Origin of the sequence: uncultured Turicimonas sp. (genome assembly GCF_902477955.1) — a bacterium.
GTDB lineage: Bacteria > Pseudomonadota > Gammaproteobacteria > Burkholderiales > Burkholderiaceae_F > Turicimonas.
Genome location: NZ_CABSJB010000003.1, coordinates 39,793 through 64,950, shown reverse-complemented (window position 1 = coordinate 64,950; position 25,158 = coordinate 39,793). Strand labels below are relative to the sequence as shown.

22 protein-coding genes are annotated in these 25,158 nt (G+C 44.3%); 12 read left to right on the top strand and 10 right to left on the bottom strand.

All coding sequences use genetic code 11. The annotated features are described in order from the left end of the window. Positions 1 to 8 precede the first annotated feature (8 nt). A complete protein-coding gene (modB, locus tag RDK53_RS01855; protein ID WP_282164065.1) occupies positions 9 to 689 on the top strand; it encodes a molybdate ABC transporter permease subunit in 681 nt (226 codons plus the stop codon). A 12-nt stretch (positions 690 to 701) separates the two neighbouring features. Continuing rightward, positions 702 to 1,793 carry a molybdenum ABC transporter ATP-binding protein gene (modC, locus tag RDK53_RS01850; RefSeq protein WP_308513024.1) on the top strand — a complete coding sequence of 364 codons (1,092 nt, stop codon included), beginning with the start codon at positions 702 to 704 and terminating at the stop codon, positions 1,791 to 1,793. Positions 1,794 to 1,896: 103 nt separating this feature from the next. Here modC and RDK53_RS01845 read toward each other — a convergent pair whose 3' ends face one another. From RDK53_RS01845 to RDK53_RS01820, 6 genes are all read right to left on the bottom strand, one after another. Continuing rightward, positions 1,897 to 2,649, bottom strand: a complete 753-nt coding sequence (locus tag RDK53_RS01845; protein WP_308513023.1) for a DUF3426 domain-containing protein — start codon at positions 2,647 to 2,649, stop codon at positions 1,897 to 1,899. Between the two features lie 117 nt (positions 2,650 to 2,766). After that, complete coding sequence (gene prmA, locus RDK53_RS01840) at positions 2,767 to 3,666, bottom strand: 50S ribosomal protein L11 methyltransferase (protein WP_308513021.1); 900 nt, start codon at positions 3,664 to 3,666, stop codon at positions 2,767 to 2,769. Between the two features lie 8 nt (positions 3,667 to 3,674). Further along, complete coding sequence (accC, locus tag RDK53_RS01835; protein WP_066593795.1) at positions 3,675 to 5,033, bottom strand: acetyl-CoA carboxylase biotin carboxylase subunit; 1,359 nt, start codon at positions 5,031 to 5,033, stop codon at positions 3,675 to 3,677. A 2-nt stretch (positions 5,034 to 5,035) separates the two neighbouring features. Further along, complete coding sequence (gene accB / locus RDK53_RS01830; protein ID WP_308513020.1) at positions 5,036 to 5,497, bottom strand: acetyl-CoA carboxylase biotin carboxyl carrier protein; 462 nt, start codon at positions 5,495 to 5,497, stop codon at positions 5,036 to 5,038. 14 nt (positions 5,498 to 5,511) lie between these two features. After that, positions 5,512 to 5,946: a type II 3-dehydroquinate dehydratase gene (gene aroQ, locus RDK53_RS01825; protein ID WP_308513019.1), complete on the bottom strand. Its 435-nt coding sequence runs from the start codon at positions 5,944 to 5,946 to the stop codon at positions 5,512 to 5,514. A gap of 224 nt (positions 5,947 to 6,170) precedes the next feature. Continuing rightward, positions 6,171 to 6,800, bottom strand: a complete 630-nt coding sequence (locus RDK53_RS01820) for a hypothetical protein (RefSeq protein WP_308513018.1) — start codon at positions 6,798 to 6,800, stop codon at positions 6,171 to 6,173. A 186-nt stretch (positions 6,801 to 6,986) separates the two neighbouring features. Here RDK53_RS01820 and mpl point away from each other — a divergent pair, with 186 nt between their 5' ends. The 5 genes from mpl (at position 6,987) to mgtE (ending at position 13,554) form a co-directional block, all read left to right on the top strand. Continuing rightward, entirely contained in the window at positions 6,987 to 8,348 is a 1,362-nt protein-coding gene (mpl, locus tag RDK53_RS01815) for a UDP-N-acetylmuramate:L-alanyl-gamma-D-glutamyl-meso-diaminopimelate ligase (RefSeq protein ID WP_308513017.1), read from the top strand. After that, complete coding sequence (locus RDK53_RS01810; protein WP_308513016.1) at positions 8,341 to 8,922, top strand: YqiA/YcfP family alpha/beta fold hydrolase; 582 nt, start codon at positions 8,341 to 8,343, stop codon at positions 8,920 to 8,922. The genes mpl and RDK53_RS01810 overlap by 8 nt, the downstream gene beginning before the upstream one ends. A gap of 28 nt (positions 8,923 to 8,950) precedes the next feature. Continuing rightward, entirely contained in the window at positions 8,951 to 10,951 is a 2,001-nt protein-coding gene (locus RDK53_RS01805) for an RNB domain-containing ribonuclease (protein WP_308513015.1), read from the top strand. A 285-nt stretch (positions 10,952 to 11,236) separates the two neighbouring features. Then, a complete protein-coding gene (gene aroE / locus RDK53_RS01800) occupies positions 11,237 to 12,058 on the top strand; it encodes a shikimate dehydrogenase (protein ID WP_308513014.1) in 822 nt (273 codons plus the stop codon). A 38-nt stretch (positions 12,059 to 12,096) separates the two neighbouring features. Beyond that, positions 12,097 to 13,554, top strand: a complete 1,458-nt coding sequence (gene mgtE / locus RDK53_RS01795) for a magnesium transporter (protein ID WP_308513013.1) — start codon at positions 12,097 to 12,099, stop codon at positions 13,552 to 13,554. Between the two features lie 117 nt (positions 13,555 to 13,671). Here the strand turns inward: mgtE and RDK53_RS01790 are convergent, their stop codons facing one another. Further along, positions 13,672 to 13,884: a molybdopterin-binding protein gene (locus tag RDK53_RS01790; RefSeq protein ID WP_308513012.1), complete on the bottom strand. Its 213-nt coding sequence runs from the start codon at positions 13,882 to 13,884 to the stop codon at positions 13,672 to 13,674. A gap of 452 nt (positions 13,885 to 14,336) precedes the next feature. Between RDK53_RS01790 and RDK53_RS01785 the strand changes: the two genes are divergently transcribed. Then, on the top strand, positions 14,337 to 15,506 hold the full coding sequence (locus tag RDK53_RS01785) for a histidine-type phosphatase (RefSeq protein WP_308513011.1): 1,170 nt from the start codon (positions 14,337 to 14,339) through the stop codon (positions 15,504 to 15,506). Positions 15,507 to 15,568: 62 nt separating this feature from the next. Here the strand turns inward: RDK53_RS01785 and RDK53_RS01780 are convergent, their stop codons facing one another. The 3 genes from RDK53_RS01780 to RDK53_RS01770 all read right to left on the bottom strand — a co-directional run bounded on the left by RDK53_RS01780 (position 15,569) and on the right by RDK53_RS01770 (position 18,890). Continuing rightward, positions 15,569 to 16,531 (bottom strand): NAD(P)-dependent oxidoreductase, encoded by a 963-nt coding sequence (locus RDK53_RS01780; RefSeq protein ID WP_308513010.1) that lies wholly within the window; start codon positions 16,529 to 16,531, stop codon positions 15,569 to 15,571. A 43-nt stretch (positions 16,532 to 16,574) separates the two neighbouring features. Then, a complete protein-coding gene (locus RDK53_RS01775; protein ID WP_308513009.1) occupies positions 16,575 to 17,264 on the bottom strand; it encodes a Crp/Fnr family transcriptional regulator in 690 nt (229 codons plus the stop codon). A 135-nt stretch (positions 17,265 to 17,399) separates the two neighbouring features. Next, the gene (locus tag RDK53_RS01770) at positions 17,400 to 18,890 is read right to left on the bottom strand and encodes an FAD-dependent oxidoreductase (RefSeq protein ID WP_066593765.1); all 1,491 of its coding nucleotides are present in this window, start codon (positions 18,888 to 18,890) and stop codon (positions 17,400 to 17,402) included. A 265-nt stretch (positions 18,891 to 19,155) separates the two neighbouring features. Between RDK53_RS01770 and RDK53_RS01765 the strand changes: the two genes are divergently transcribed. The 4 genes from RDK53_RS01765 (at position 19,156) to RDK53_RS01750 (ending at position 25,154) form a co-directional block, all read left to right on the top strand. After that, positions 19,156 to 21,729 (top strand): ATP-binding protein, encoded by a 2,574-nt coding sequence (locus tag RDK53_RS01765; protein ID WP_308513008.1) that lies wholly within the window; start codon positions 19,156 to 19,158, stop codon positions 21,727 to 21,729. After that, the gene (locus tag RDK53_RS01760; RefSeq protein WP_308513007.1) at positions 21,726 to 22,436 is read left to right on the top strand and encodes a response regulator transcription factor; all 711 of its coding nucleotides are present in this window, start codon (positions 21,726 to 21,728) and stop codon (positions 22,434 to 22,436) included. Before RDK53_RS01765 ends, RDK53_RS01760 begins: the two co-directional genes overlap by 4 nt. Positions 22,437 to 22,605: 169 nt before the next feature. Continuing rightward, a complete protein-coding gene (locus RDK53_RS01755; protein WP_308513006.1) occupies positions 22,606 to 23,889 on the top strand; it encodes a citrate transporter in 1,284 nt (427 codons plus the stop codon). A 50-nt stretch (positions 23,890 to 23,939) separates the two neighbouring features. Continuing rightward, positions 23,940 to 25,154 (top strand): hypothetical protein, encoded by a 1,215-nt coding sequence (locus RDK53_RS01750; protein ID WP_308513005.1) that lies wholly within the window; start codon positions 23,940 to 23,942, stop codon positions 25,152 to 25,154. Positions 25,155 to 25,158: the final 4 nt, after the last annotated feature.

Below are 25,158 nucleotides of genomic sequence, written 5' to 3'. Positions count from 1 at the left end.
AGTTTTAGATGTTTACCGCTGAAGAATTACTGCCTATCCAACTAACTCTAGAGCTAGCTGCCATAACTACAGTGTTTCTTTTAATTGTTGCCACGCCACTGGCGTGGTGGCTCGCTAATACAAAGTCGAAGCTGAGATCCGCAGTGAGTTCAGTGGTGACATTACCTCTTGTTTTACCGCCCAGTGTATTAGGTTTTTATCTTTTAGTAGCCATGGGGCCAAATGGGCCTTTGGGTAAATTGACAGAAGCTTTAGGGGTAGGGCTTCTGACATTCACTTTTCCGGGACTTGTAATCGGCAGCGTCGTATATTCGATGCCGTTTGCTGTGCAGCCGCTGCAGGGAGCGTTCGAATCCATCGGCAAAAGGCCGCTGGAGGTCGCTGCAACACTCCGGGCCACGCCGTGGGATACTTTCTTCAATGTGATTCTACCACTAGCGAAGCCTGGATTCGTGACTGCTTCTTTACTTACTTTTGCGCACACAATCGGCGAGTTCGGCGTTGTTCTGATGATTGGGGGCAATGTTCCCGGAAAAACTCAAGTTGTTTCCACAGAAATCTACAGCTATGTGGAAGCAATGGAATACTCAAAGGCCCATTGGCTGGCTGGCGGTATGGTCTTATTTAGTTTCTTTGTTCTACTCGGACTAACATTATTAAATAGAAAAAACGATCGCTTCTTGACCTAGGAGAAGAATAAGTTGGAAACAATAAGTACAAGTGAAGTGAACTTATTCCTGGAAAGGAAAGAAGGTTTTAAGCTTGACTGCAGCGTCAAATTCCCCACAGAGGGAATTACTGTTGTTTTTGGAGAGTCGGGTTCCGGTAAGACAACATTTTTAAGATGTGTAGCCGGGCTCGAACGTGCACATGGTTATGTTCACGTCGGCAATGAACTCTGGCAGGACGACAAGAAAAATATCTTTTTACCGACTTGGCAGCGCCAGCTTGGTTATGTATTTCAAGAATCTTCTCTTTTCCCTCATCTCTCTGCATTAAAAAATTTAGAGTTCGCTATCAAGAGAAGCAAAAGTCCCAACTCCAAAGAGAGAATGGAAACCGCTATTGAATTGTTAGGAATTCGAACTTTGCTTAACCGCATGCCTTCTCAGCTTTCGGGCGGAGAACGGCAAAGAGTGGCAATTGCCAGAGCCGTTGCGACGGATCCTCATGTTATGCTCTTTGATGAGCCACTAGCTTCTTTGGACTTTGCTAGAAAGGTTGAAATTCTTCCTTGGCTGGAAAAGCTTAAAGAAGAACTCAAAATACCAATGCTTTATGTGACTCACTCTGCAAATGAAGTAGTTAAACTTGCCGATCACATCATTGTGCTTGAGAAAGGGCTTTTGAAAGCCAGCGGCTCTCTGCAAAGCGTTTTATCAAACGTAGATCTTCCCGTTAAGCTTGAAGGAAAACTTGGAGTGGTTCTGCGAGGAAAAGTAACTGACAAAGACTCGCACTGGAATTTGTTGACAGTCAGAATTGAAAACTTTGATATTACCGTCCCTGACGGTGGAGAAGAGGTTGGAGACTCAGTAAGTTTGCAGGTGCTGGCTAAAGACGTTTCTATTACCGCGGCAAAGCCTGAATCGACCTCAATTTTAAATATCTTGCCGGGTAAGGTCACGCAAATACGGCAAGAAGATAATCATATAGATAGCTTGGTTCAAATTGACTGTAACGGCCAGAAATTTTTGTCTTTGGTGACAAACAAATCTTTAAATTCTCTCTGTCTCCAGGAGGGCTCGAATGTTTGGATTCAGTTTAAATCTATGAGCCTAAGCGCTCGGTGATTCAGCCCAAGATTTGTTGAAGCAGAGAAAAATTTTGCTTTGAAACACAAAAGGGGATCAAGTTTTCTAGACTGATCTTCTTTGAATTTACGGTTCAACCTGCCTATTCCAAGACTTTAACCATAAAGTTCGAAGGTCTTCCTTCTGAATAGACAACAGGAATTTGAATCTTGACAGAGAGCCCCCCTTTAATGCTCTTCATATCCGGGATGACTGTGTATTCAGAAGGCGGATAAGTTTTTTGGAAGATAGTCTTATTGGTGTTGACCAAAGTGACTTGAAACTGAGGAAGTCTCTGGGTTCTCATATCCTGATTTTGTACTTGGAGCGAGACGTCCCATGTATCTCGTCCTGTGGCATTCATTTCCGAAGTCAGGATTCTCAACGGCCTCATCGGAGGGCAATAGAAGAACTTGCAGCTTCGTTCAGAAATTGAGTTAAGAGGATCCTGTTGCATGATGCTTGGCTGCAAGAATAAGGCAACTTGCCAGGTGCACAAGCAAACCACAATAAAGCAAATAAAAAGCATCACTGATCTCAGAACGCCAGATGGAGTCGGAGCTTCTTCGGGAGCTTCTAGATTTTCATCGGGAGGTTCCATGACGGCTTTAGGCTTTTGGCTTAAAGGCGTTGAGAGTTCCTCTAAATCCTTGGAAAGCGCAGCCATCATTTCACGAGGATCTTTGCGCTTAACTGAAGAGGGCTCAGCGGTTGAAGAAACGAGATTCTGAGGAGTTTGTCCGGCGGGACTGCCCGTGGGGATACCCGCAGAAGAGGATTGTGTAGGAGAGGGAGAAATTTTTGGAGCTTCAGTCTTGGCAGATGTCGGAACCGGAGAATTCAGTTCAGCGGGCACAATCCTCGGAATTAAGTCTTCTTTTCGCTTTAAAGGTTGAGAAAGACTCGGTTCATAAGGAAATCTAAGACCTTTTGAATTGCCAGAGATTTTCGGCTCCATATTCTGCTCGCTCGGTTATTTCTTTTGTCCTGCTAAGCACACCCATCCTTCCGAAGTTTTCCAAATCTTCAGATCCAGGGTAGCACACAGCCCGTTGTAAAGTTCCATTAGCTCTTCAGCTTGTCTCTCTAATATACCCGATAAAACCAAGGATCCGCCGTCTTTTACGCGGGATATGAGTGCAGGAGCCAAGATTCGGAGGGGGTTGCTCAAAATATTAGCTACCACCACATCAAATTTTTCATCAGGCAATTTGGACGGGAGATAGAAGCCTGCCTCAACTCCATTCTGCTCGGCATTGTATTTAGCCGCTTCGATGGATTGCGGGTCGATATCGGTGCCCATAACAATATCAGCACCAAGTTTCTTTGCTGCTACGGCAAGAATTCCAGAACCACAGCCGTAGTCGAGAACACTGCGGCCGCAAAGATCATGCGAACTCAGCCATTCAAGACAAAGATGGGTTGTAGGATGAGTCCCTGTACCGAACGCAACGCCCGGATCAAGTCTGATATTGATTGCATTGGGATTGGGAGGTTGATGCCAGGACGGAACAATCCAGAGTTTTTCGGAGATTTGAGTTGGAGAAAATTGAGCTTGCGTAATGCGTACCCAATCGTTATCCGGGACAATGGTTTCTGCCTCAATCTCCGGAACTCTAAAGTGCAGTTCATCGCAGCATTTATTTAAAACTTTCGCAATAGGAAAGTCTGCCGGGACAAGAATTTTCAATCTGGAACGATTCCAAGCCAGTCTTTCGGGCTCGAGACCGGGTTCACCGTAAAGCGGGGCCTCGTCTTCGCTGTCGGCATCGGCATCTTCGATACTGACTGAATAGACACCTTCGTCCATTAAGAAATCCGAAAGTTCTTCGGCTTCGTCTTTTTCGACCAAAATTGAAAATTCTTTGAGCATTTAGCAGCCTATGCGTGTTTACGGTTCATGTGCGAGAGCTTTTCTTCCAGATAGTGGATGCTGGGACCGCCCTTTAAATAAGTTTGGTCAATCATCATTTCTCTGTGAAGAGGAATATTTGTAGAAATTCCTTCAACGACAGTTTCGGACAAAGCACATCTCATGCGTGCAATTGCTTGCTCACGTGTGTCGCCGTAAGAGATCAGCTTGCCGATCATTGAATCGTAGTGCGGAGGTACAAAATATCCCGGGTAAATGTGGGAGTCAACACGGATGCCGGGACCTCCCGGTGCATGGAAAGTTGAGATTCTTCCGGGGCTCGGTGTGAATCTAAACGGATCTTCAGCGTTAAGTCGGCATTCAATGGCATGGCCTCTGATTTGAATATCTCTTTGACGATAGCTTAGACGTTCGCCGGCAGCAATTTTGATCTGCTCCTGGACCAGATCCACGCCTGTAATTAACTCTGTGACCGGATGTTCAACCTGAATGCGAGTATTCATTTCGATGAAGTAGAACTCTCCGTTCTCGTACAAGAATTCAAAGGTACCGGCACCGCGATAGCCAATCTTTCTGCAGCCGTCTACGCAGCGTTCGCCGATTTTTTCGATTTGACGGCGAGGAATACCGATAGCCGGAGCTTCTTCAATGACTTTCTGATTGCGTCTTTGTATAGAACAGTCTCTTTCACCAAGCCAGATAGCATTTCTGAAAGAGTCTGAAAGTACTTGAATCTCGATGTGACGAGGATTTTCAAGGAATTTTTCCAGATAAACGGTGCCGTTGCCGAAAGCGGCTTTAGCTTCTTGCCTTGTGGTATTGACCGCATTAATTAGAGCGGCTTCGGTGTGAACGACTTTCATTCCTCGGCCGCCGCCGCCACCGGCTGCTTTAATAATGACCGGATAGCCGACTTCACGCGCCAGACGAATAATTTCTTTCGGGTCATCCGGCAGTGCACCGCCTGAACCCGGAACGCAAGGAACGCCGGCTTCAATCATGGCTTGTTTGGCCGAAACTTTATCACCCATTAAACGGATAGTTTCCGGGCGAGGCCCTATAAATACGAACCCACTGGATTCTACGCGTTCAGCGAAGTCTGCATTTTCCGAAAGAAAGCCGTAACCCGGGTGAATAGCCTCGGCGTCGGTGACTTCAGCCGCACTAATTAAAGCTGGGATATTCAAATAACTTTGGTGAACGGGAGCCGGTCCGATACAGACGGACTCATCTGCAAGCCTAACGTACTTGGCGTCAGTGTCTGCCAAAGAATGAGCAACCACCGTTTTAATGCCCATTTCTTTACAAGCACGTTGAATTCTGAGGGCAATTTCACCTCGGTTGGCAATTAAGATTTTTCCAAACATGGTTACTCAATAACAAAGAGGGCTTGTCCAAATTCAACAGGCTGAGCATTATCAACAAGAATTTCTTTTACGGTACCGCTGACTTCTGCTTCAATTTCGTTAAGCAGCTTCATGGCTTCAATAATGCATAAGGTGTCGCCTTTCTTTACCTGAGAACCGACCTGAACGAAAGGATCAGCGCCGGGGCTAGGAGCGCGGTAGAAAGTGCCTACCATCGGGCTTGTTACCTGAGTTCCGGACGGAGCAGCGGCCTTCGGAGCAGGAGAGGGTGCGGCCGCAGGTGCAGCTGCAGGCTCTGCCGGTCTGTAAACTGGCTGAGGAACTTCTACTGCGGCTGGTTGAGCAGCAACAGATACCGGTTTGTTGACGATTCTGACTTTTTCGCCTTCTTCAGTAATTTCCAACTCGGAAACACCTGAAGCCTGTACCAAATCAATAAGTGTTTTAAGTTTACGCAGATCCATGATGATCCTCTTCTCTAATTAGAATTAATTAAATATTCAGCCGCCAGCAGATACCCTTTATAACCTAAGCCGATAATGCATCCTCTAGCGATATCGGACAGATAGGAATGATGTCTAAAAGGTTCTCTAGCAAAGATGTTTGTAAGATGGACTTCTATAAAAGGAATGTTGACTGACAAGAAGGCATCTCTAATAGCAATGCTTGTGTGAGTGTATGCGCCGGGATTGATGATGACTGCGTCGACTTCTTCTCTGGCGGCTTGATGAATTTTGTCAACAAGGTCTCCCTCGTGGTTGCTCTGATAGCAAATCAGCTCAACATCGTAAGAAGCACATTTTTGACTAAGTTCGTTCTCAATTTGTTCTAGGGTCACAGATCCATATTTTTCAGGCTCTCTTCTGCCTAAAAGATTTAGATTGGGGCCGTTAAGCAGCAAAATTTTGTTCATCACGTTCAGGGAGACTCGAAGAAAATCTCTTAGCTCCCCTTAGAGTTATTCATTTCGTAAGTATAGTACTTAACTTTCTCTAAAAACATTAAGAAATCGGGCTATTTGTATCTATCTTGACGAATTGATGAGAGGGAGAACGGGGCTTTAAGTTCCTTATTAAAACGCTAAAGAAATATGTAAAGATCGGCGAAGATAAGCGAAAAAAGCAGAAAATCTTCCGGTTATTTAGTTTTATCGAGAATTTTTGCAAGATCTTCAATTGTGGCAAACTTGAAGCTTTCTTCTTCGATTTGCCATCGATCAGGAAGTTTGTTTTGCTTTTTCTTTCCTGGCTGGCGAGCGTCGTAGACGCGTAATACTACCCAGACAGAGATGTGTTGATCGCGAAGTACACCGTTTCTCAATGAAGGTGCTTCGACAATTAGTTCTTCAACCGGATCTCTTTTAGTTCTTGCTTCCACAGGATAAGACTCAAAATCAATATTTCTATCCAACAAGAATAACTCTACTTCTTTAGGATCGTCCGCAGCCAGATCGATATAAATATTAGAGAATTTATCTGCGCATCCGTTGAGAACACCTTTGGTTAAAAGCGGAGAGTATTGCTCTAACTCCTTCATGACCGTTAGAGCCATCAACCGAAGCTCCCTTAGACGCTCTTTATGTCCTTCCGGATCAAAAATTGCGTAATGTTCCCTTAGTGCCGTCTCGATTTGTTCATCCGACGGAAGCATAGAAGTGGAAAGATGCGGATTACTTTCAAGTATTTCGCTTCTGGCTTCGTTCCAAGGAAGCCCTTTTTCGGCGATTATGCCGGCAGCAAGGGCTGCATATTTATTAGGCTGAATCACGGTGTCCTTAGTTTTTTATGAAAACGTAACAAATTCTAGGCGCTCAGAATGCCGCAAAACCAAGAAAAAATTATTCTGAGCTGTCTGACGTCTAAATCGTTACCAAATTTCTTATGTATAGTCTTGAGACTAAAGAGCGCCTCGATCTATAGTTCTTTGATTACGAGATAGATGTTCGGAGAAATTGTGCATATTCATATTGTTGGTATTTGCGGGACCTTCATGGGAGGAATTGCTCAGCTGGCCAAATCCCTAGGTATCAGGGTCAGCGGCTGTGATGCAGCTGTTTATCCACCGATGTCAGATCAGCTTAAGGAAGCTGGAATTGACCTCATCGAGGGCTACGATCCTGAGCAGTTAAAGTTAAATCCTGACTTGTATATTATCGGTAATGCTATCTCTCGAGGAAACCCTCTTCTTGAAGCTATTCTTAATTCAGGAGCTCCGTATACTTCAGGGCCTCAGTGGCTCGCAGAAAACATTTTGTGGAAGAAGAAAGTTTTAGCCGTTGCGGGTACACATGGTAAAACTACTACAAGTTCCATGCTGACATGGATTTTGGAAGAAGCTGGTTTGAATCCAAGCTTTTTAATTGGGGGAGTTCCTAATAATTACCATCGTTCTGCACGTTTGACTGACTCAGAATATTTTGTAATTGAAGCAGATGAATACGACACGGCATTCTTTGATAAGAGAAGCAAGTTTGTTCATTACCGCCCCTGGGTGGCTATTCTGAACAACCTAGAATATGACCATGCTGATATTTTTCCGAATATCCAAGCAATTCAAAGACAGTTCCATCATTTAGTCAGAACTATTCCATCGCAGGGAAGAGTAATTTATAACGGCGAAAGCGAAGCTCTTAAAGAAGTATTAGAAATGGGGCTTTGGACTCCGGCTGAATCTTTCGGCACTTCAGATTCAGACAACTGGCAATTAAAAGACTATGAGGATCCGCGATTGTTCGCCGGTTCTAAGGAAATCGGAGAAGTTCCTTCTCCGTTACCCGGACATCATAACCGGATGAACACAATTGCCGCAGTAGCTGCGGCAGCTGCAATCGGAATTTCTGCTGTCGATGCTTTGCATCATATGGAGTCCTTTGAAGGTGTAAAACGCAGACTGGAACTCAAAGGAACGGAAGACGGAGTCAAAGTTATTGATGATTTCGCACATCATCCAACCGCCATCGAAGAGACTCTTAAGGCACAAAGAAGCGTCCAGAGAGAGGGAAGAATCATTGCGGTGCTTGAACCTCGGTCAAATACGATGAAACTTGGGAGTATGAAAGACAAACTTCCCGGATCACTGGAGTTGGCCGATGAAGTTGTCTGTTTCCAATCTCCTGCAGTGCATTGGGATGTGGCAGAAGCCCTCAAGCCGCTTGGGAATAAAGCTAAAGCCTTTAGTCATCTTGAGGAAGTGGCCGAAGCAGCAGTGAAGGCTGCCGAGCCGGGAGATGCAATTTTGGTAATGAGCAACGGAGGCTTCGGCAATATCCATGAAAAACTTCTGAAAGCTCTCCGACAGAGGTCTACTAATGAATAGCACTACTATCTATATTCATGGATTTCTTTCTTCTCCGTATTCCAACAAAGGAAAGATTTTGGCGCAAAGGCATCTTCAGAGAGGAATTCCTTTTATAGCTCCGGAGATTTTTGTAGGACCGAAGAAAGCCGCAGAGATCATTATGGCTGCCGTAGATCAGGTTCAAACGGATGATTTTTGTTTTATCGGTTCATCGTTAGGTGGTTTTTATGCCACCTGGGCAGCGGAAAAATTCGGAAAAAAGGCTGTTCTTCTAAATCCTGCTGTTCGGCCTTGGCTTTTTATGGAAGATAAGGTCGGAGTGCACTATGTAGAACAGACCGGCGACAAGATCGTTGTGTATCCGGAGTACGAAGAAGAATTAAAGGCATTAGCTGTTAACCGTCTTAAAACTCCTTCTAATTATTTGACAATCTTGGGCGATAAGGATGAAGTGCTCAATTGGCACGATGGTGAGGAGTTTTACCATGGGACTAATGTCAAGATTGTGCACGGAGCTGACCACAGACTCTCAGAGTTTGATTCTCTTGCAGATGATGTTATGAATTTCCTTCATGACAGAATCTCCAGGTAAGATCTGCTTTCTCAAAGAAAGGATGATAATGAATTTATTTTTCGAAGAAGACGGTGCTTTTAAGGCAGGAGTCATTCTGAACGCGACGGACGCTGCTTATCAGATTGAATTACCGACAGGAAAACGAATAAAAGTTAAAAAATCACATAGTTTTTTTGAATTTTCCGCGCCTTCTCCTCTCGAATTTATCCAGCAGGCTCAGGCTGTAGCTGAAACTATTGATTTAGATTTGCTTTGGGAGTTCGCTGCAGCTGAAGAATTTACTTATCAGGATGCTGCAAAGGAATATTTCGGGGAAGAAGCCGGCAAGCTTGAACAGGCCGGAACTCTTTTCCGTCTCCATGCCAATCCCGTCTACTTTTATAGAAAAGGTCGAGGAAAATACAGAGCAGCTCCCGAAGAGACTCTCAAACTTGCTCTGGCGGCAATTGAAAGAAAGAGAAAGCTGGACGAACAAAAAGATGCTTACGTCAAGGAACTTCTCGAAGGCCGAGCTCCCGAGGCTATCGCTGCTCAGGCAATTCAGCTTTTGTCTAAGCCCGACAAAAACTCTATTGAGTGGAAAGCGCTGAAAGAAGCAACCGACATTAGAAGCTGTTCTCCTCTAAGACTGCTTTTAGAAGTAAAAGCGATTCCTAACGCATGGAGATACCACGTAGAGAATTTCTTTTCTATTAACTTTCCTAAAGGAAAAGAATTTCCGAAGACCTTTCCGGAACCTCAAAAGGAAAGTTTTGAGGATCTTCCTCTTGCAGACGGCCAAGCTTTTTCGATTGACGATTCCAACACAACGGAAATTGATGATGCGGTTTCCGTGACACCCGTGGGAGACAACAGAACCAAGCTAGGTATTCACATTTCAGCGCCCGGTCTTGGAATCTTGACTGACTCTGAAGTGGATAAAGCTGCACGAGAAAGAATGTCTACTGTGTATGCTCCCGGTCTGAAGACGACGATGCTGCCGAAAAGCTGGGTTAAAGCCTTTTCTTTAGATGAAGGAAACATTTGTCCGGTTTTATCTTTGTATGCTTTAGTAGATAACGAGACGTTCGAAGTAGTCGTGACGGAAACACGATTAGAGAGAATCAAAATCGCCGCTAACTTGTGGTACGACAAGATTGAAAGCCAAGTGACAGAAGAGGCTGTCCGAGACAACACTTTGGACATACCGTTCGGTAAAGAAATGTCTTGGGTTTGGCACTTTGCAAAACATCTTCAGCAAAAACGCGAAGAAGTTCGCGGGCGCCCTGAGCCGGTAGGAAAAATTGATTGGTATTTTGATCTGAAAGGCGAAGATGAAAACGCAACTGTTGAGCTGAAGGGCAGAAAACGCGGAGCTCCCCTTGATTTATTGGTGGCTGAGGTAATGATTTTTGCCAATGCTTCTTGGGGTGAGTGGTTGGAGAAAAAGAAGGTAGCCGGCATATACCGCAGTCAGAGAATGGGCAAGGTTAAGATGACTTCCGTTCCGGGACCTCATGACGGCATCGGTGTTGAGTACTACGCTTGGTCGACTTCTCCGCTGCGACGGTATGTTGACATGGTCAATCAACGTCAATTGATAGCTGCCGTGAGAGAGGAGAAACCTCCGTTTAAATCTAATGATCTGGATTTATTCAGCATTATTTCCAACTTTGATACGAAATACACTGCTTTTAATGACTTCCAGACTCGAATGAACCGTTATTGGTCTTTGCGCTGGATTGAACAGGAGAAAATCGAAAACATTAAAGTCACCGTTGCTAAGGGAGATTTGGTTCGCTTAGAAGGTTTGCCAATGATGCAAAGAGTACCGGGACTTCCGGAGTACCCTCGAGGACAAAACCTTCTTATGAGAGTAGTAGGTGTCGATTACATTGAGCTTGTTCTCGAACTGCGCTTAGTTGAAGTTTTGGATCAAGAGGATGCTGAAGATTTACCGGAGGAAGAACTCGTCGAAGTTGAGGAGCCTCAAGAAAATCCGGAAAATCCGACCCCTGAGACTGACTCCAATGATTCGGAGCAACCAAAATCCAATGAAGCAAGTTAAGAGATTTCTTCTTTTGGGAATTCAAAATGGTTTCTGAAAGAAATTTCTACATATTCAAAGTAATGCATTAAGGCTTCATAAATTAAAAATAGATGCGCTTTACCCCTTGATAGTCAAGGGATAATGCCCGCGGAATGACCCCGCGGGTTTAATTTTGCGCGGAGGATCTTTTTTGCTCTATAGGTATTAAATTTTTCATAAGAAAAATTAGCTATTGAGCCATCCCATGAGAGTGTTATTATTTGGGAAAAAGAAACTTTAAAAATTTTTAAGAAAGGGAAAAACATGGGTAAAGAATCAAAATACGCCGTAGTCGGTAACCCCGTGGCCCACAGTTTGTCACCGGAAATTCATGAAGCCTTTGCTAAACAGTTTGGCGACAATATTTCTTATGAAAAAATAGAAATTCCATTAGGAGAATTTGAAAGTTACATTGAAGATCTGATCTCAGAGGGATATAAGGGCGTCAATGTGACCATTCCTTTTAAGGTAGATGCCTATCGTTTTTCCACTAAAACGACGGCCTATGCAAGACAAGCAACTGCCGCTAACACTCTCAAATTTGAAGGAAATAAGGTTCTCGGAGAGAATACCGACGGGATTGGTTTTGTTCAGGATCTAAAAGGGCGCCTGAAGTTTTCTTTGAAAAATAAGAATATTTTGATTTTAGGGGCCGGCGGAAGTGTTAGAGGGCTGCTTCCGGTCATTCTTGACGAACTTCCTAAAAAGATTTCAGTTGCCAATCGTTCGGTTGCCCGCGCCCAGCAGCTCGCTGATGAATTCGGAATCCAAAGTATTTTGTACGATGAGACAGGTTCTGAACAATACGATCTTATTATCAATGCCACTCCTGCAAGCCTTCAGAATAAGGCTCCTCTAATTCCGGCAAACGCCTTTGAAGATTGTGAACTAGCTTACGACCTGGTTTATGCTGCTGATCCGACACCGTTTATGCAAGTTGCAAAAGAAGGTGGCGCAAAAGTTACATCTGACGGCCTGGGAATGCTTGTCGAGCAGGCCGCTGATTCTTATAATTTCTGGCTTGGACATCGGCCCGAAACGACGCCGGTCTATGAATATATTAGGAAACTGTTAGCGAAAAAATAGCAATGTGAGAGACCAGGTGTCTCTTTGAGGAGTGAAGCTTGAGCCTTCAAGAAAACACTATTGGCTTGGCCCAGGATGAAGAAATTACAGCACGTGACCCCGAAGCAGCGGCACGTGCTTTGGCGCTTGTCCAACAGTTAATCGAAGAAGGCGAAGAGGCCGAGGATAGAAAAGATCTGAAAGACAGAGAGGCCATTCGGCTCGATCTTCGGGATACTCTATCTGAGCTGCATCCTGCTGACGTTGCCTATATTCTGGAAGCTCTTCCTCTTGATGAACGTTTGATTGTCTGGGACTGTGTCAGGTCCAGCCAAGACGGTGAAATTCTTGTTGAGGTCAATGAAGCGGTTCGTGAAACCCTTATTGATGCGATGAACAAGGACGAGCTTGTCGATGCCGTTGAAAAGTTAGGCACTGACGAGATTGCTGACCTTGTTGAAGATTTGCCGCCGGACGTTGTTGCTGAGGTTCAGGAAGGTCTTTCCCACGAAGAGAGAGCACAGCTGCGGGCTGCGATGAGCTACCCGGAAGATTCCGTGGGTGCCCGTATGGACTTCGATATCGTCTCAATTCAACAAGACGTTACGCTCGATGTCGTTCTTCGCTATTTACGCCGTTTAAAAAAACTCCCTGATCACACTGACCAAGTGTTTGTAGTGGACAGAGATGAGAGATTAATGGGAACTCTTCCGGTTGATCGAATTCTTACTCATGCTCCCGATCAGTTGGTTAAAAATGTAATGGTTGCCGACGTTTTGACACTTTCTCCTCTGGAAGATGTCGGAGATGCGGCATCTGCCTTCGAACGTTATGACCTCGTTAGTGCACCTGTAATTAACGAAAGCGGCAGATTGGTAGGTCGTTTGACCGTTAATGAAGTCGTCGACATCATTCGTGAAGAAAGTGATGAAGAAGCTTTCGGTGCCGTCGGTTTGGATGATGACCAAGACTTGTTCGAATCCATTTGGTCATCTGCAAAAGCCCGCTGGATTTGGCTTGGAATAAATTTGTTTACGGCATTCTTTGCATCCAGAGTGATTTCTGCATTTGACGGGACAATCGAAAAGGTTGTGGCTTTGGCCGCTTTGATGCCGATTGTTGCAGGTATTGCCGGAAATTCCGGTAATCAGACATTAACTCTGCTCGTTCGTTCTTTAGCGACAGGCCAGATTACAGAATCAAACCAGTTGGACGTTATTAAGAAAGAAGTTTTAGTTGCTCTTATCAACGGATTTATCTGGGGAATTATCGCAGGGCTTTTTGCTTGGGCTCTTTACTACAACTCTCCGGACGGCAAACTTCTCGGCCTGACGATGTTTATGGCGATGATGCTGAATATGCTAATGGGTGCCGTTGTAGCTATTCTTGTTCCGCTCACTCTTAAAAAATTAGGAAGAGATCCGGCATTAGGCGGCTCGGTTCTTCTTACTTTCATCACTGACTCCGGCGGCTTCTTTATTTTCTTAGCCTTGGCTACTTATATTTTCAGCGTGTAAAGCTATTTTGGCTGAGAACCGAATTTGGCTCTCACAGAAGTAAGTTCTGAAAAAGACAAAGCCTCCCGAAGGAGGCTGATACGCTTTAGCGCATTAATTCTCTGAGGTGAGAATTAATTAGTTGTCTGTGCCAACCATAACGTTAGAAGCCTTGATCACAGCGTAAGCTTTTTTGCCAACTTCGAGGTTAAGAGACTTGGCAGAAGTAGAAGTGATAGAGGAGACTACCTGTGTGCCGCAGGGGAGTTCGATAGTGACTTCTGTGGAAACAGGGCCTTCTTTGATGGAAACAACTTTACCTTCTAAAACGTTACGTGCAGATAATTTCATTTGAAACTCCAATGTGTTAATTGAAATAATTAAGTGAGAGAAATCTTAATTGACACATAATGAGCAAGCAACATTTTAGGCCGTTATTTCTCAGAAGAATATTTTTAGTTATAAAGTTTTCTAACTGCGTTATTCTATTAGGGAACTCTTGGGTATCAGTGCTTGCGAAAGAGAAGCACGCTTCTGCAAGAGTTGGAAATTGAATAACGGATTGACAGAAAAAAATGTAATGAGCCTGTTTGAAAAAAAATGATACATTCTCCGCTTGTTTCTAAGGGTATTTGCCTAAGATTTAAAACTAATGATTCATTTTCCGTTATTCGAAGCAAGAAAAACTTCTTAATTAGAACTCTACTTGGTTGACTATTTCTGATTAACCGATTCGGTTGGTTTTAAACCGAAAACTGTTTTCCACGCTATATATTCTTCTTAATAACCTCCTGGAGTGGATGATGAATAATAAGTGGGCCTATCTAGTTTCTGCGTTAGTTATATCTGTATGTAATTCCAGTTTTTCTCAAGAGCCGATTCCAGGAACACCGGTTTATGAAGAGCTGGAGAAAGTTGTAGTAGTTTCCAGACACGGAGTTCGATCCCCGACTCAGTCTGCTGAAACGCTTGCTTCATGGAGTTCTCGTCAATGGCCAAATTGGGGAGTAGAAAAAGGGTATTTGACCCCAAGAGGATATAGATTGGTTAAGGGAACGTGGAAACAAAACAGCAAAATAAGCCCATTCGTTTTTGGTCAATGCCCAAATCCGAATGAAGTCGAAATCATTGCGGACGTAGACGAACGAACAATTAAAACAGCTGAGGCTATAAGCGAAGGCTTATTTCCACAGTGTGGAATAAAAGTCAAAGTTACTTCTGCAAAACATTCGAAGCTGTTTTCCCCGCTTAAAGCCAAGGTTTGTAAGATTAAACATCCAGATTCTTTAGCTGAGAAACTGACCCAAAACTCTAAAGGCGTCTCTGAGGTCTACGCTCAAGAGATATCTCTATTAAATAAAGTTACCGAAGGCAATTTTTCCGGCGAAATGGTAGGCCATGCTAGTAAACATAAAGTTGGCTTGAGCGGGGGGCCTTACTATGGTTCAAGCTTTACGGAAATTTTGGCTTTGGAGTGGGGACAATGGCCTGACCAAATCCCGGGCTGGGCTCAGATGCCCTGGACCGAGATACTGAAAGTTATGCCTTTACGAGTTGGCGTTTTCTCAATTCTTAACCGAGATATGGAAGTGGCTCGTTACAAAGGATCGGCTCTAGGAGCGAAGATTATTGAGTCATTAGAAAAAGCAGACGGTCCTAAATATACTTTTTTAGTCGGGCATGACACTAACTTGGCTAATCTCGGCGCTTTGTTTGACTTGAACTGGAAGCAACCGGACAGAATGAGAAATGAGAATGTTCCGGGAGGCTATTTGACTTTCGAAAAGTGGAAAGTTGGTGATAAGGAAGAGATCCGGGTTTCCTACTCAGCTTTAAGTCCAGAGCAAATGCATGCTTCCGAAGTAACGCTTCCTCCGGTAGAAACTCAGATCCTTCCTAAAGGGGTAGAGTTTTCTCAGTGGGTAAGACACTATCGCGGTCGATTAGATAGCCGCTGTATAGCAAACGACTGATTTTTTCAACAACTAATGCAAAATCCTCCTCTCGATGCATATGGTCAAGAGGAGAATTTGCGCTAGCGAACCCCCTTGAGAACCAGGTATTTGTTGTCGAGACTTCCTTGTAGATAATTCAAAACATTATCAACGGCAGCGATGTTCATCTCAGCGGAATTTTCTATAGTAGAAGAAGCCGTATGAGGAGTGAGGACAGCCGTCGGACAGTTTGCAAGAGGTGAGTTCGTGCAGGGCTCCGTGGGAAACACATCCACTGCAGCAGCTCCAAGTTTTCCGGACTTTAATGCGTCTGCGACGGCAAATTCGTCGATTACAGGACCTCTGGCAATATTGATCAAAATCGAGCCTGTCTTCATCTGATCCAATTTATTTTTGTCGATTAGATGGAAAGTTGAATCAGTTAAGGGAACATTTAGAGAAAGGAAGTCTCCTTCTCTAAGGAGTGTCTCTTCATCGACGTATTTGACTCCATAAGTTTTTTCATCCTCGAGATTTGGATGACGGCAGTAGTAAATCACATTCATTTTGAAAGGAACGGCTCTTTTAGCGATTTCTTTCCCAATTCCTCCGAAGCCATAAAGAGCTAAAGTTTTCCCTTTAGCACCCGGTTCCAGTGTTGGTTCCCAAACATGTTCATGCATCGATTTGTTTTGGGCATCAATTCTTCTGGCGAAATAAAGGATGTAGGCCATAACATGTTCGGCTACGGCACCTTCGACAAAGCCGGTAGTTCGGGTCAGGCCGATGCCGAGCTCTTTGAGAGCCTTCAAATCTATTGCATCGTATCCAATACCGTTTCGAGAGATCAATTTGAGTTTGTGCAGTCGTTTGAGGAGGCTTGGCGAGTAGGTTTCCGTACCGGCGATGATGATATCTGCATCTTTAACTGCTTCGTACAGGATATCTTCGCTCCCCCCTGCACCCAAGGCAGGTCCGCTGTACTTCCATGCATTCAGTCCTGCTTCTTTAAGCTTGCTGAGAGCTGTTTCTGTGAAATTTAATGTTGTAATAACTACATTCATTTTTTTATGCTTCTCCAAAGGTGAGGAAACGCCGGCCGAAAAATTACTTAACCCAATCGTACATATTATCGAACAGTGAAGACATCACATACACAGTGCGTCCGCTCTTTTTCAGAAGACCTTTAGAGGTCCAATCCGAAAAGAGTCTGCTTACGGAGACACGAGTCAAATTTACGACGGAACCGTACTGCTCGTTCGTTAAGTCAAGAGGAATCCGAATCCAAGAATTTGACGGGATCGGTTTTTCATAGCTGATTAGAAGAACTTTGAGTAAGCGCCTGAGCCGCTCTGCCGGTTCTAATGTGAAATTAGCCACCATAGCCTCTATTGAACATTCTTGTTTGAAAACTACATGTTTGGCGTAATCAAGACTGAATTCAGAATGTTCAAGCATAAATTTGGAAATCAAATGGGGATGCATGGCTAAAACTTCGCAAGGGCCGATTGCACGCGTCGTCACATTGACTTTGGTTTCAGTCAAAGCAGACAGATCACAGGCGGATCTGCCAGGAATTAATAAGTTGAGAACGCTTGGGTGACTTTTATATCTGTCAGCGATGTAATAGGCAGCAGCTCCTTTTGTTATCAGGAATAGTTTGTTGTTTTCTCCGCGGCTTTTAAGCAGCTGACCTGACTTATAAGTGAGCGGAACGCCATACTGGGAGAACAGCTCAGCGACTTCTCGCGGTTCCTTCGGAGGGATCCAGGGAAGGGCATGAAAAATTTGACGCATTTGTTTCTTATTTCAATATTGGACGGGTCAATTTTTTCACGTGCACCAAGTTTTGAAAAGTCGGTTTTACACCGTTTCAGCCAAAACGAAAGCCGCCCGAGGGCGGCTTCCGTTCAGTTCAGGAGAAACTATTTTTTATTTTTTGCCGATATTGTGATCTTTGACAGCACTTTCTGCAGCGATTCTGCCGGAGTTAACAGCAAAACCAATGGTAGAGCCGGCCATCAAGAGGTCATAAGAGTCACCGTACATACCGCCCACGTCGGAACCTGCTGCGTAGAGGTTAGGAATAACTTTATCCTTGTCGGTGACGACTTGGAGACGATCGTTAACTTTGATGCCGCCGAGTGTACCGAGAGAGGAGGCAACGCTCTTGATTGCGTAGAAAGGACCTTCTTTAACCGGGAAGATGTACTGCGGATCTTTAGCGAAGAGTGCGTCATGGCGAACTTCTGCAGCATTGTTGTATTGTTCAACGCTGGCTTTCAGTTTTTCAGGATCCATGCCGGTCTTCTTGGCCAATTCTTCCAATGTATTGGCTTTTACTGCCCAACCTGCTTTTTCAGCTGCCGGCCATTCTTCTTCGAATTTGGTGAGTTTTGCTCCGATTGGAACCATTACGCCGACGCCCTGGACGATACCGTCATGCTTCATGGAATTGAGGTTCTTGTTGTCATAAACAACCCACATCTGGCCACCAATTCTTTCAAGAGCGTTTCCGGCTGCGGGCCAGTCGCCCATAATTGTTTCGTCGCAGAAACGATCTCCGCCCGGTGTAAGCCAAAGATGAGGCTGCTTAGCAGTGGCAGAAACGTGGTTTGTCGTTCCTACTCCTCTTGGGCCCGGACGATAAGACTGCTGAACATCCAAGCCTTCTTTACCGCCGCCGGCAGACCAAGCCATCTGAATACCTACACCGTTTTTACCGGACTGTGCTAAGCCGTCAGTATTTGGGAAACGTGTGTACTTCTTCATCATTTCGGGGTTGTCAGCGAAACCGCCGGTTGCGATGATGACGGCTTTAGCATTGACAGTAACTGTATTGCCGTCTTTGTCTTTTGCAATGACGCCGGCAACCTTACCGTCTTTCATAAGGAGTTTTTCAGCAGGTGTATTGAAAAGGACTTCAACACCGTAATCGCTCTTGGACTTCTTCTGGAAGAGGTTAATCCAACCGGCTCCGCGGCCTTCATAAATATGCCAAGTGTAGAGGCCGCCAGGATAGTTTGTTGTAAGTTTTTCAAACTTAACGCCGTGCTTGATCATCCAGTCAACAGTGTCAGCGGATTTGTCAACGATAGCTCTTACGAGACGAGCGTTGCTTCTCCAGTGACCATAGTTCATGATCTTCTTAAAGGTTTCGTCCTTTGTAAGAGGAATATAGTAATCACGCTGCATCTTTGTACCAACAGCGAAGATACCTTCAGAGAAGTTGCCTGTTCCGCCCGGGAGTCCTTTCTTTTCTAATCCGACGACCTTAGCGCCAAGTTCGCCTGCTGCGAAAGCAGCTGCTGTACCGGCGGCGCCTTGACCGACGACAACGATGTCAGTGTCGATAACTTTGTCGGCGGCATATGTCATTGTGGACAATGTGGCTAAAACGGCAATAGTGAGCAGTTTTTTCATTTATATAGTCTCCTTGGAATTAAGTGCTAACAGCAATAACTCTTTGAATCATCGAGCTAATTTTGCTAATCACCATGAGGAGTATTTTGCTCCGAGTAAGCTTGTTTTGTCCGTAACCTTCTTTACACGAAAAAGGGTAGGACTGTATCTCGGGATACATTTTCGGGGTAATCACCAGAAAGGTTGCAAGTGAATAAAAATGAGAAGGACACTTACCAAAAGATTTTCACTATGCAAAAATGGCGAAAAAAGAGGATTTTACAAAATGCCTTCTCCCAATCCTAGTTTCTCAGTTCCATTGCCTACCACTGTAAAAGTCCGAGTGGAAGAGCAGATGATCCAGAAAGATTTCCGCGGTTATTTGACCCGAGCAATTACCTGGACAGCGTTAATGCCATTGTTTATGCTGGCTTTCATGCACCTGAATCAGATTCAAAGAGAAAATGAGGAAAATGATGTCAGGCAGATAGCAGTAATGGAGCAGCTAGGAAGGCAGCTTTCGAATGAAATCGAAACTATCCGATCATTTTTGGATTCAAGTTTGGATTCACTATCAATTCATTTACAGAATCCTAAAAGTTATTTTAAAGAGTGGGCTCAGACTAGAGTTACGCGTCAGACATCGTTTAATTCTCTTTTCCTCGTCCCAACTCAAGAGGATTCTCGCGACAAGACTATTAGTCTCCAGAAGCCGGAAAGTCTCGGCCCCGAAGATGAAAGATTATTTCATTTACTTCGTCAAAAGTTCCGATACGCCAAGAGCGACTTTGAATTTTATAAATATACGGGAGGTGCTCACCCGCAGTATTGCTTTGGTTCTCCCGTGAAAGAGGAGCTACGTCTCCAAGGTTATTGGCTGACAACTTGCGTCTCTGAAAAATATTTTTCTGAAGTGTTCGATCATATTATCGGTCTCGAACCGTTCTCTATTCAGCTTCTCGACAGTTCAGGACAGAGTTTCTTTCAGAAACCTATCAAAAGAGAGAACTTTACATTTTCCCCTCTAGGGGGAAAAGACTTCTACAAAGAGGCTACTGAAAAAATAAAAAATTCCCCGGCCGTTTGGAGAACAGACAAGAAAAGAAATGAAGCCCAAGTAATAACAGCCATGAAAGTTTCTCCGGGCGATCTTCTTTTAGCTGTGGGTCAGCCTCTGGCAATTCGAGATAGACAACTTCTTTCATCACTAACGACTTCAGGTATTTTCCTGTTGGTAGCAATTCTCGCAGCCTTTGTGGTTGGGACTGTCTTAGGAAGACAGCTCAACGAAGCGGTTCATAAGTTGATTGAGCAGTTCAGCGCATTTGAGAAAACCGGCAAAATTTCTCAAATGGACGACGTGTTTAAAGAGACTGCGCCTTTAGAGTTGCAGCTTCTTTCAACTAAGTTCGAAGAAATGGCGGCCACAGTTCTAATGAGCCAAAAAAGGCTTGAATCTGTTAATGAAGCATTGAGTGAGCAAGTTGAAAGACGTACCGCTTCTTTAAACCAAAGAAAAGAAGAGTTGAAGAGTCTGCAGCTGCTATTAGCTCCTCTGGAGGACTCGGTAGACGTTGTTATCGCAAAAACTATTAATCGATTCAAAGATATTTTTTCTATTCCTACCCTTTTCTTTTCCAAGGAGATGCTTACAGATAGTGTGTTTCAGTACATCTCTGTAAAAGCCAATGACGGAAGCAGATTGGGTTATTTATATTTTGATTGCGGACAAGGAAATGCTTCATCGTTTGCTTCCGGTCCTCTTCTAAGGCTTGCCCATTCCATTGCAATTGTTATGGATAACCAAGAAATGTATTCTTCCTTGAAAACCTCAGCCTCCCGTTTTACGGCTTTGATGGAATCAATGACTGAGGGAGTTATCTTGGTGGGAAAGACAGGAAGCCTTCTTTATGGGAATAAAGCAGCTCGACGCCTTTTAGGATTGATGCCGGAACAGGAAGTTCCAAATTTTGAAGAATTATTTTCTTCTCTATTCCGTTCGTCAGAACTTGGAGAGGAAGGTTTCGACAAACAAGAAGAGCGTCCTCGAAGATATTCAAGCACAACGGATTCTGATTTTTTCATTGAAACATCGGCTTTTAACGTTCCCGGCTTTTACGGGTTTTCCGGAAGACGCCGCGGTCTCTTAATAAGAGATATATCTCAAGATATAGCAATGGAAAGGATGAAAAAGAACTTGGTCTCGATGGTTGCTCACGAGTTAAAAACACCTGTGACAACAATGAGACTTCAAGTCGAGACTCTTCAACGGCAGCTTATCCAAAGAGATACTGAATTTGCTCATGAATTGCTCTCGGAGATGCTAGAAGAGAGTTCAAGACTGCAGCGCCTGGTTGAAGATTGGTTGGATATGTCTCGAATAGAGGCAGGCTCCATTGTTCTCCGTCCCAAGATTTACTCCGTTAGACGCCTTCTTGATCAGGCTATCGGCGCCGTCAGCCAACATTATCCCGAATTAAAAATCACAACCCAAATCCAAGAAGGTGCAGAATTTTTAAAGGCAGACAAAGACAGACTGATTCAAGTATTTATCAATATCTTTGGTAACGCGGCGCGCTATCGATCGAAATTGGAGCCGGTTTGCCATGTAACGGTTCGTCTGGTAAAAGAAGAAATAGAAATTGCTTTCCAAGATAACGGAATAGGAGTAAAGGAGAACTATCTCTCGAAGATATTCGATTCTTTCTATCAAGTAGAAATGGGTGCGGATAGAAAAGTGGGAGGAACTGGGTTAGGCTTAGCCATTTGTCGCGGCATTATGGCAGCTCACGGCGGCAGAATTTGGGCTGAAAGAAATAAAGGAACAGGGACTACTTTTAAGTTGAGGTTGGCAGTATGAATCCAAATAATTCTTTGATTCTGGTGGTTGATGATGAAACAAAGATCAGAAGACTGATTAGCACTAATCTGGCTTTTGAAGGATTCGACGTCGTCCAGGCAGAAGACGGGAAGCGAGCATTGGAGGTTTTTAATCACTCTTTAAATAAACCCGATTTGATTCTTCTTGATTTGATGATGCCGGAAATGGACGGGATGGCAATGTTAAAGCAATTAAGAAAGTATTCAGACGTTCCCGTCATTATTCTTTCAGCAAAAGATGAAAGACCCACGATTATTGAAGGTTTTAGAGAAGGAGCCGACGACTTCATTTCTAAACCGTTTTACATCCAAGAACTTTTGGAGAGAATTCGAGCCGTGCTTCGCAGAAGCCAAAGAGTGAAGCCAGTGCAAAGGCCGGCTCAAGAAGTTTTGGTAAGCGGCAATTTGTCTCTTAATCTTTCTCAGAGAGACTGTATGGTCGGCGACGAACACGTGAAGCTGACAGACAGAGAATTCCGATTACTCTTTGAATTAATGAAACATCCGGGAGAAGTTTTAACCCACGAAAGACTGTTGAGAACAGTTTGGGGGGACGAATACATAGGAGAAGTTCAGTACTTAAGGGTTACATTTGCTCGAATTCGAAGAAAGCTCGAGCAAGCCGGTTTGACGAGGGATGTGATTGGAGCATATTCGAGCGTCGGATACCTTCTCCTGGAAGAATAACTCTTCGGCAGTAAAGCATTATTTTTGTCCATCTTTCTTGGTTAGGCGTAATTACTGAGATTTAGCAATTTTTTTGCAATATTTTTAAAAGTTTTGTTATTGAGCTGCAATGCGATCTTGAGATCATTTTCTTGAGGGAATCTCAAAACTCAAATCCATTGGAGAAAAAATGACAACTCAAATCGTCATAGCTCAATGCATAATGGTATTGACGCTAATAGTTATGATTACAGGCCTAACGCCTATTTACATTACTGCTATTACCGGTGCGGCTATTTCCGCCATTGTTGCCGGCTTCCCGCTTGCGGGAAGCGCTCCGGTTACAGTCGCAAAAATGATTAACTCCGGCTTGAATCCGGTTATTGCAGATATGACGGGCATCTTGCTCTTTATCGGTATCATGCAGGCCACCGGTTTCTTGGATGTTATCGTTCGCGATATCGTTCGTGTTGGAAATAAAATTGGCGGGGGCCCCGGTGTCTGTACCGCAGGCGGTATTGCTGCCGGATGTATCGGTGCTTTAACCGGTTTTACCCAGCCGGTTATTACTGCTGTGATTACAGGTCCTGCTGCTGTGCGTTTAGGCGTTGATCCGAACAAGGTCGCCGGTATTCAGGGCCACGCAGGCCATATCGGCAACTTGGCCGGCTTTACACATCCAACTCAGGTAGCAATTCTGGCGACTGCAGGTATTGGTTACGGTTTATTCAATGTTCTTGGCTTAGTTGCGGCTCTTTCAATTTTCTTCATGTCCTGCCTTCGTGTTGTCCGTGACATGCACAAGCGCGGTGTCACTATTTCTGAAGAAGACAGACTGGCAGTCATGGCCGAGATTAACAATAAAGAGTACAAGACCACCTCCTTCCGAGCTTTTCTCCCATTCATTGTTTTAGTGGTTGGTTTCGTACTTGGCTTGCCTATCTTCTTAGTAGGTTTGGCCTCAGCATTGGTCGTGATGGTTCTTGCCCATAAGGATATGAAGTCCTCCGAACAGACCATGATGCAAGGTGTTGGACTTATTGCTACTCCGTTGGTTGCAACTATCGGCTTCTTATTCATGAGCACGGTTATTAAGCAGATTGGTTTGGCAGATACGATTTCTACATTTGCAGCTCCGATGCTTTCGTTCTCTCCGATCCTGATCATGTTCTGCGTATCTTTCGTTACCGGCTTCATGACTCAATCTTACGGAGCATCCGTTGCTGTAGTTATTCCTTTCCTCCAAGTAGTACTCGCTTCAGGTGCTGATCCTTTTGCCGCTGCTTTCGCTGCCGCATCCGGTGCATCTTTGATTCAATACTTCTTGACAGGCGGTCCGGTTGCAGCTCTGGCTACAGTTATTCCGGTGGTACCTGGCTCAGCTCTTAAACCAGCTAACTTGTTCCAAAGACCTTCCATTCTCTTTGGTTGCTTCGTAGCACTGTGCATTTCCATGGCACTTTCTATTCTCTAATTTTGAAATAGGCGAGGGATTTGAAGTCTCTCGCCTTTTTGGGAGCGTCAATGATTAAATTAATTAAAGAGGGCAAAAGCGAGCTGGGAATTGTGGGACACGCCGGATGCGGTCATGCAAATAGCCATCTTGGATTTATTCAAGACGATTCAGGAGGGTTGAGTGCAGTGACTGCGATGCTTCAAAGAGCAACGGGCATTGATTTGGAAATAGTAGAAATAAACGTTAAAACCGGGCGTCAAGACGCCTATTTTGAAGTTAAAACCAAGAGCGGAGGAATAGGGAAGGCGTTTGCCAGAAGAGGTATTACAGCTTTTGAAAAAAGACTTTCTTCTTATGCTCTCGGAAAACAAGCTATAAATTCTCAAGCTATTGCATGCGAAACTTTTGGAAGAATTCTAGGGCAAGGTGCCATGGAAGTTCCGGTTGCTTTTCAGACAGCCGTGGCAAATGCTGCAATGGATAGCTTTTTGCAGCAGTACCCCGAATTTTTCTTGTCCTCGGATGAAGAAGTCGAAGGCAATTGCGGCAAAGTTATTGGAACCAGATTAAACATTAACGGCATTAATGTTTCAGTAATGGGCCTGTCTAACGCTTCCATCGGAGGACTAGGGCCGAATGAAGACATTGAAGGTAATGTAAACCTCTTTGGCAAGATTGAGCTGATGCAAAAGCTCGGGCTTGATGGTTTGCCTTCGTTTGTAATCGAAGGAAAAGTTTGTGCACAACCTGTGTCATCAGAAATTACTAAGCCTACTTTCCTTATCAGAGGAAACGAGGAACATGACAACTCAGTGGTTGCAGAATGTCTTTTGAAGGGTGCCGAAAATCTAGGTTACCCAGCAATTTATCGTCCTGAGCTGCTGCGCAGATCTGAGAATGCCATGGAGTCCCTCACCAAAGAGCAAGGAGAGTACATTCAGGAACTCGGGAAGAAGTTTTCAGTCGCCACTACTTCCTTTGAAAAGGTAAAGATAGCTGCAGAACTTAATAGATTTGCGAGTGAAGACTTAGGTGGAACGACTTTCATGTCTAACTCTATCCATAAGGTAATGGGCGGAGTGGGCTGTATTCCCGGAACCAGCTGTGTATTAAGCTTATTTATTCCGAACAGTCAGTTAGAACAAGAAGTCCTTCCTACGCTTTCCTTAGATGATGTAGACAGATATGTAAATTTAATCATTGAAGGAATCGAAGTTTTAAACGGAAGAAAACAAGAAGCGTCTGTGCGCTTAGCTGAGATCAAGAAACAATTCAATCTATAAGGAG

Bases quoted from the DNA above. Each gene is read 5' to 3' on its own strand.
- RDK53_RS01780 (WP_308513010.1), bottom strand. From the start codon at position 16,531: ATGAATGTAGTTATTACAACATTAAATTTCACAGAAACAGCTCTCAGC.
- aroE (WP_308513014.1), top strand. From the start codon at position 11,237: ATGGGTAAAGAATCAAAATACGCCGTAGTCGGTAACCCCGTGGCCCAC.
- aroQ (WP_308513019.1), bottom strand. From the start codon at position 5,946: ATGAACAAAATTTTGCTGCTTAACGGCCCCAATCTAAATCTTTTAGGC.
- accB (WP_308513020.1), bottom strand. From the start codon at position 5,497: ATGGATCTGCGTAAACTTAAAACACTTATTGATTTGGTACAGGCTTCA.
- RDK53_RS01775 (WP_308513009.1), bottom strand. From the start codon at position 17,264: ATGCGTCAAATTTTTCATGCCCTTCCCTGGATCCCTCCGAAGGAACCG.
- RDK53_RS01750 (WP_308513005.1), top strand. From the start codon at position 23,940: ATGATTAAATTAATTAAAGAGGGCAAAAGCGAGCTGGGAATTGTGGGA.
- RDK53_RS01770 (WP_066593765.1), bottom strand. From the start codon at position 18,890: ATGAAAAAACTGCTCACTATTGCCGTTTTAGCCACATTGTCCACAATG.
- accC (WP_066593795.1), bottom strand. From the start codon at position 5,033: ATGTTTGGAAAAATCTTAATTGCCAACCGAGGTGAAATTGCCCTCAGA.
- RDK53_RS01760 (WP_308513007.1), top strand. From the start codon at position 21,726: ATGAATCCAAATAATTCTTTGATTCTGGTGGTTGATGATGAAACAAAG.
- RDK53_RS01805 (WP_308513015.1), top strand. From the start codon at position 8,951: ATGAATTTATTTTTCGAAGAAGACGGTGCTTTTAAGGCAGGAGTCATT.
- RDK53_RS01785 (WP_308513011.1), top strand. From the start codon at position 14,337: ATGAATAATAAGTGGGCCTATCTAGTTTCTGCGTTAGTTATATCTGTA.
- RDK53_RS01755 (WP_308513006.1), top strand. From the start codon at position 22,606: ATGACAACTCAAATCGTCATAGCTCAATGCATAATGGTATTGACGCTA.
- modB (WP_282164065.1), top strand. From the start codon at position 9: ATGTTTACCGCTGAAGAATTACTGCCTATCCAACTAACTCTAGAGCTA.
- RDK53_RS01790 (WP_308513012.1), bottom strand. From the start codon at position 13,884: ATGAAATTATCTGCACGTAACGTTTTAGAAGGTAAAGTTGTTTCCATC.
- prmA (WP_308513021.1), bottom strand. From the start codon at position 3,666: ATGCTCAAAGAATTTTCAATTTTGGTCGAAAAAGACGAAGCCGAAGAA.
- RDK53_RS01810 (WP_308513016.1), top strand. From the start codon at position 8,341: ATGAATAGCACTACTATCTATATTCATGGATTTCTTTCTTCTCCGTAT.
- RDK53_RS01765 (WP_308513008.1), top strand. From the start codon at position 19,156: ATGCCTTCTCCCAATCCTAGTTTCTCAGTTCCATTGCCTACCACTGTA.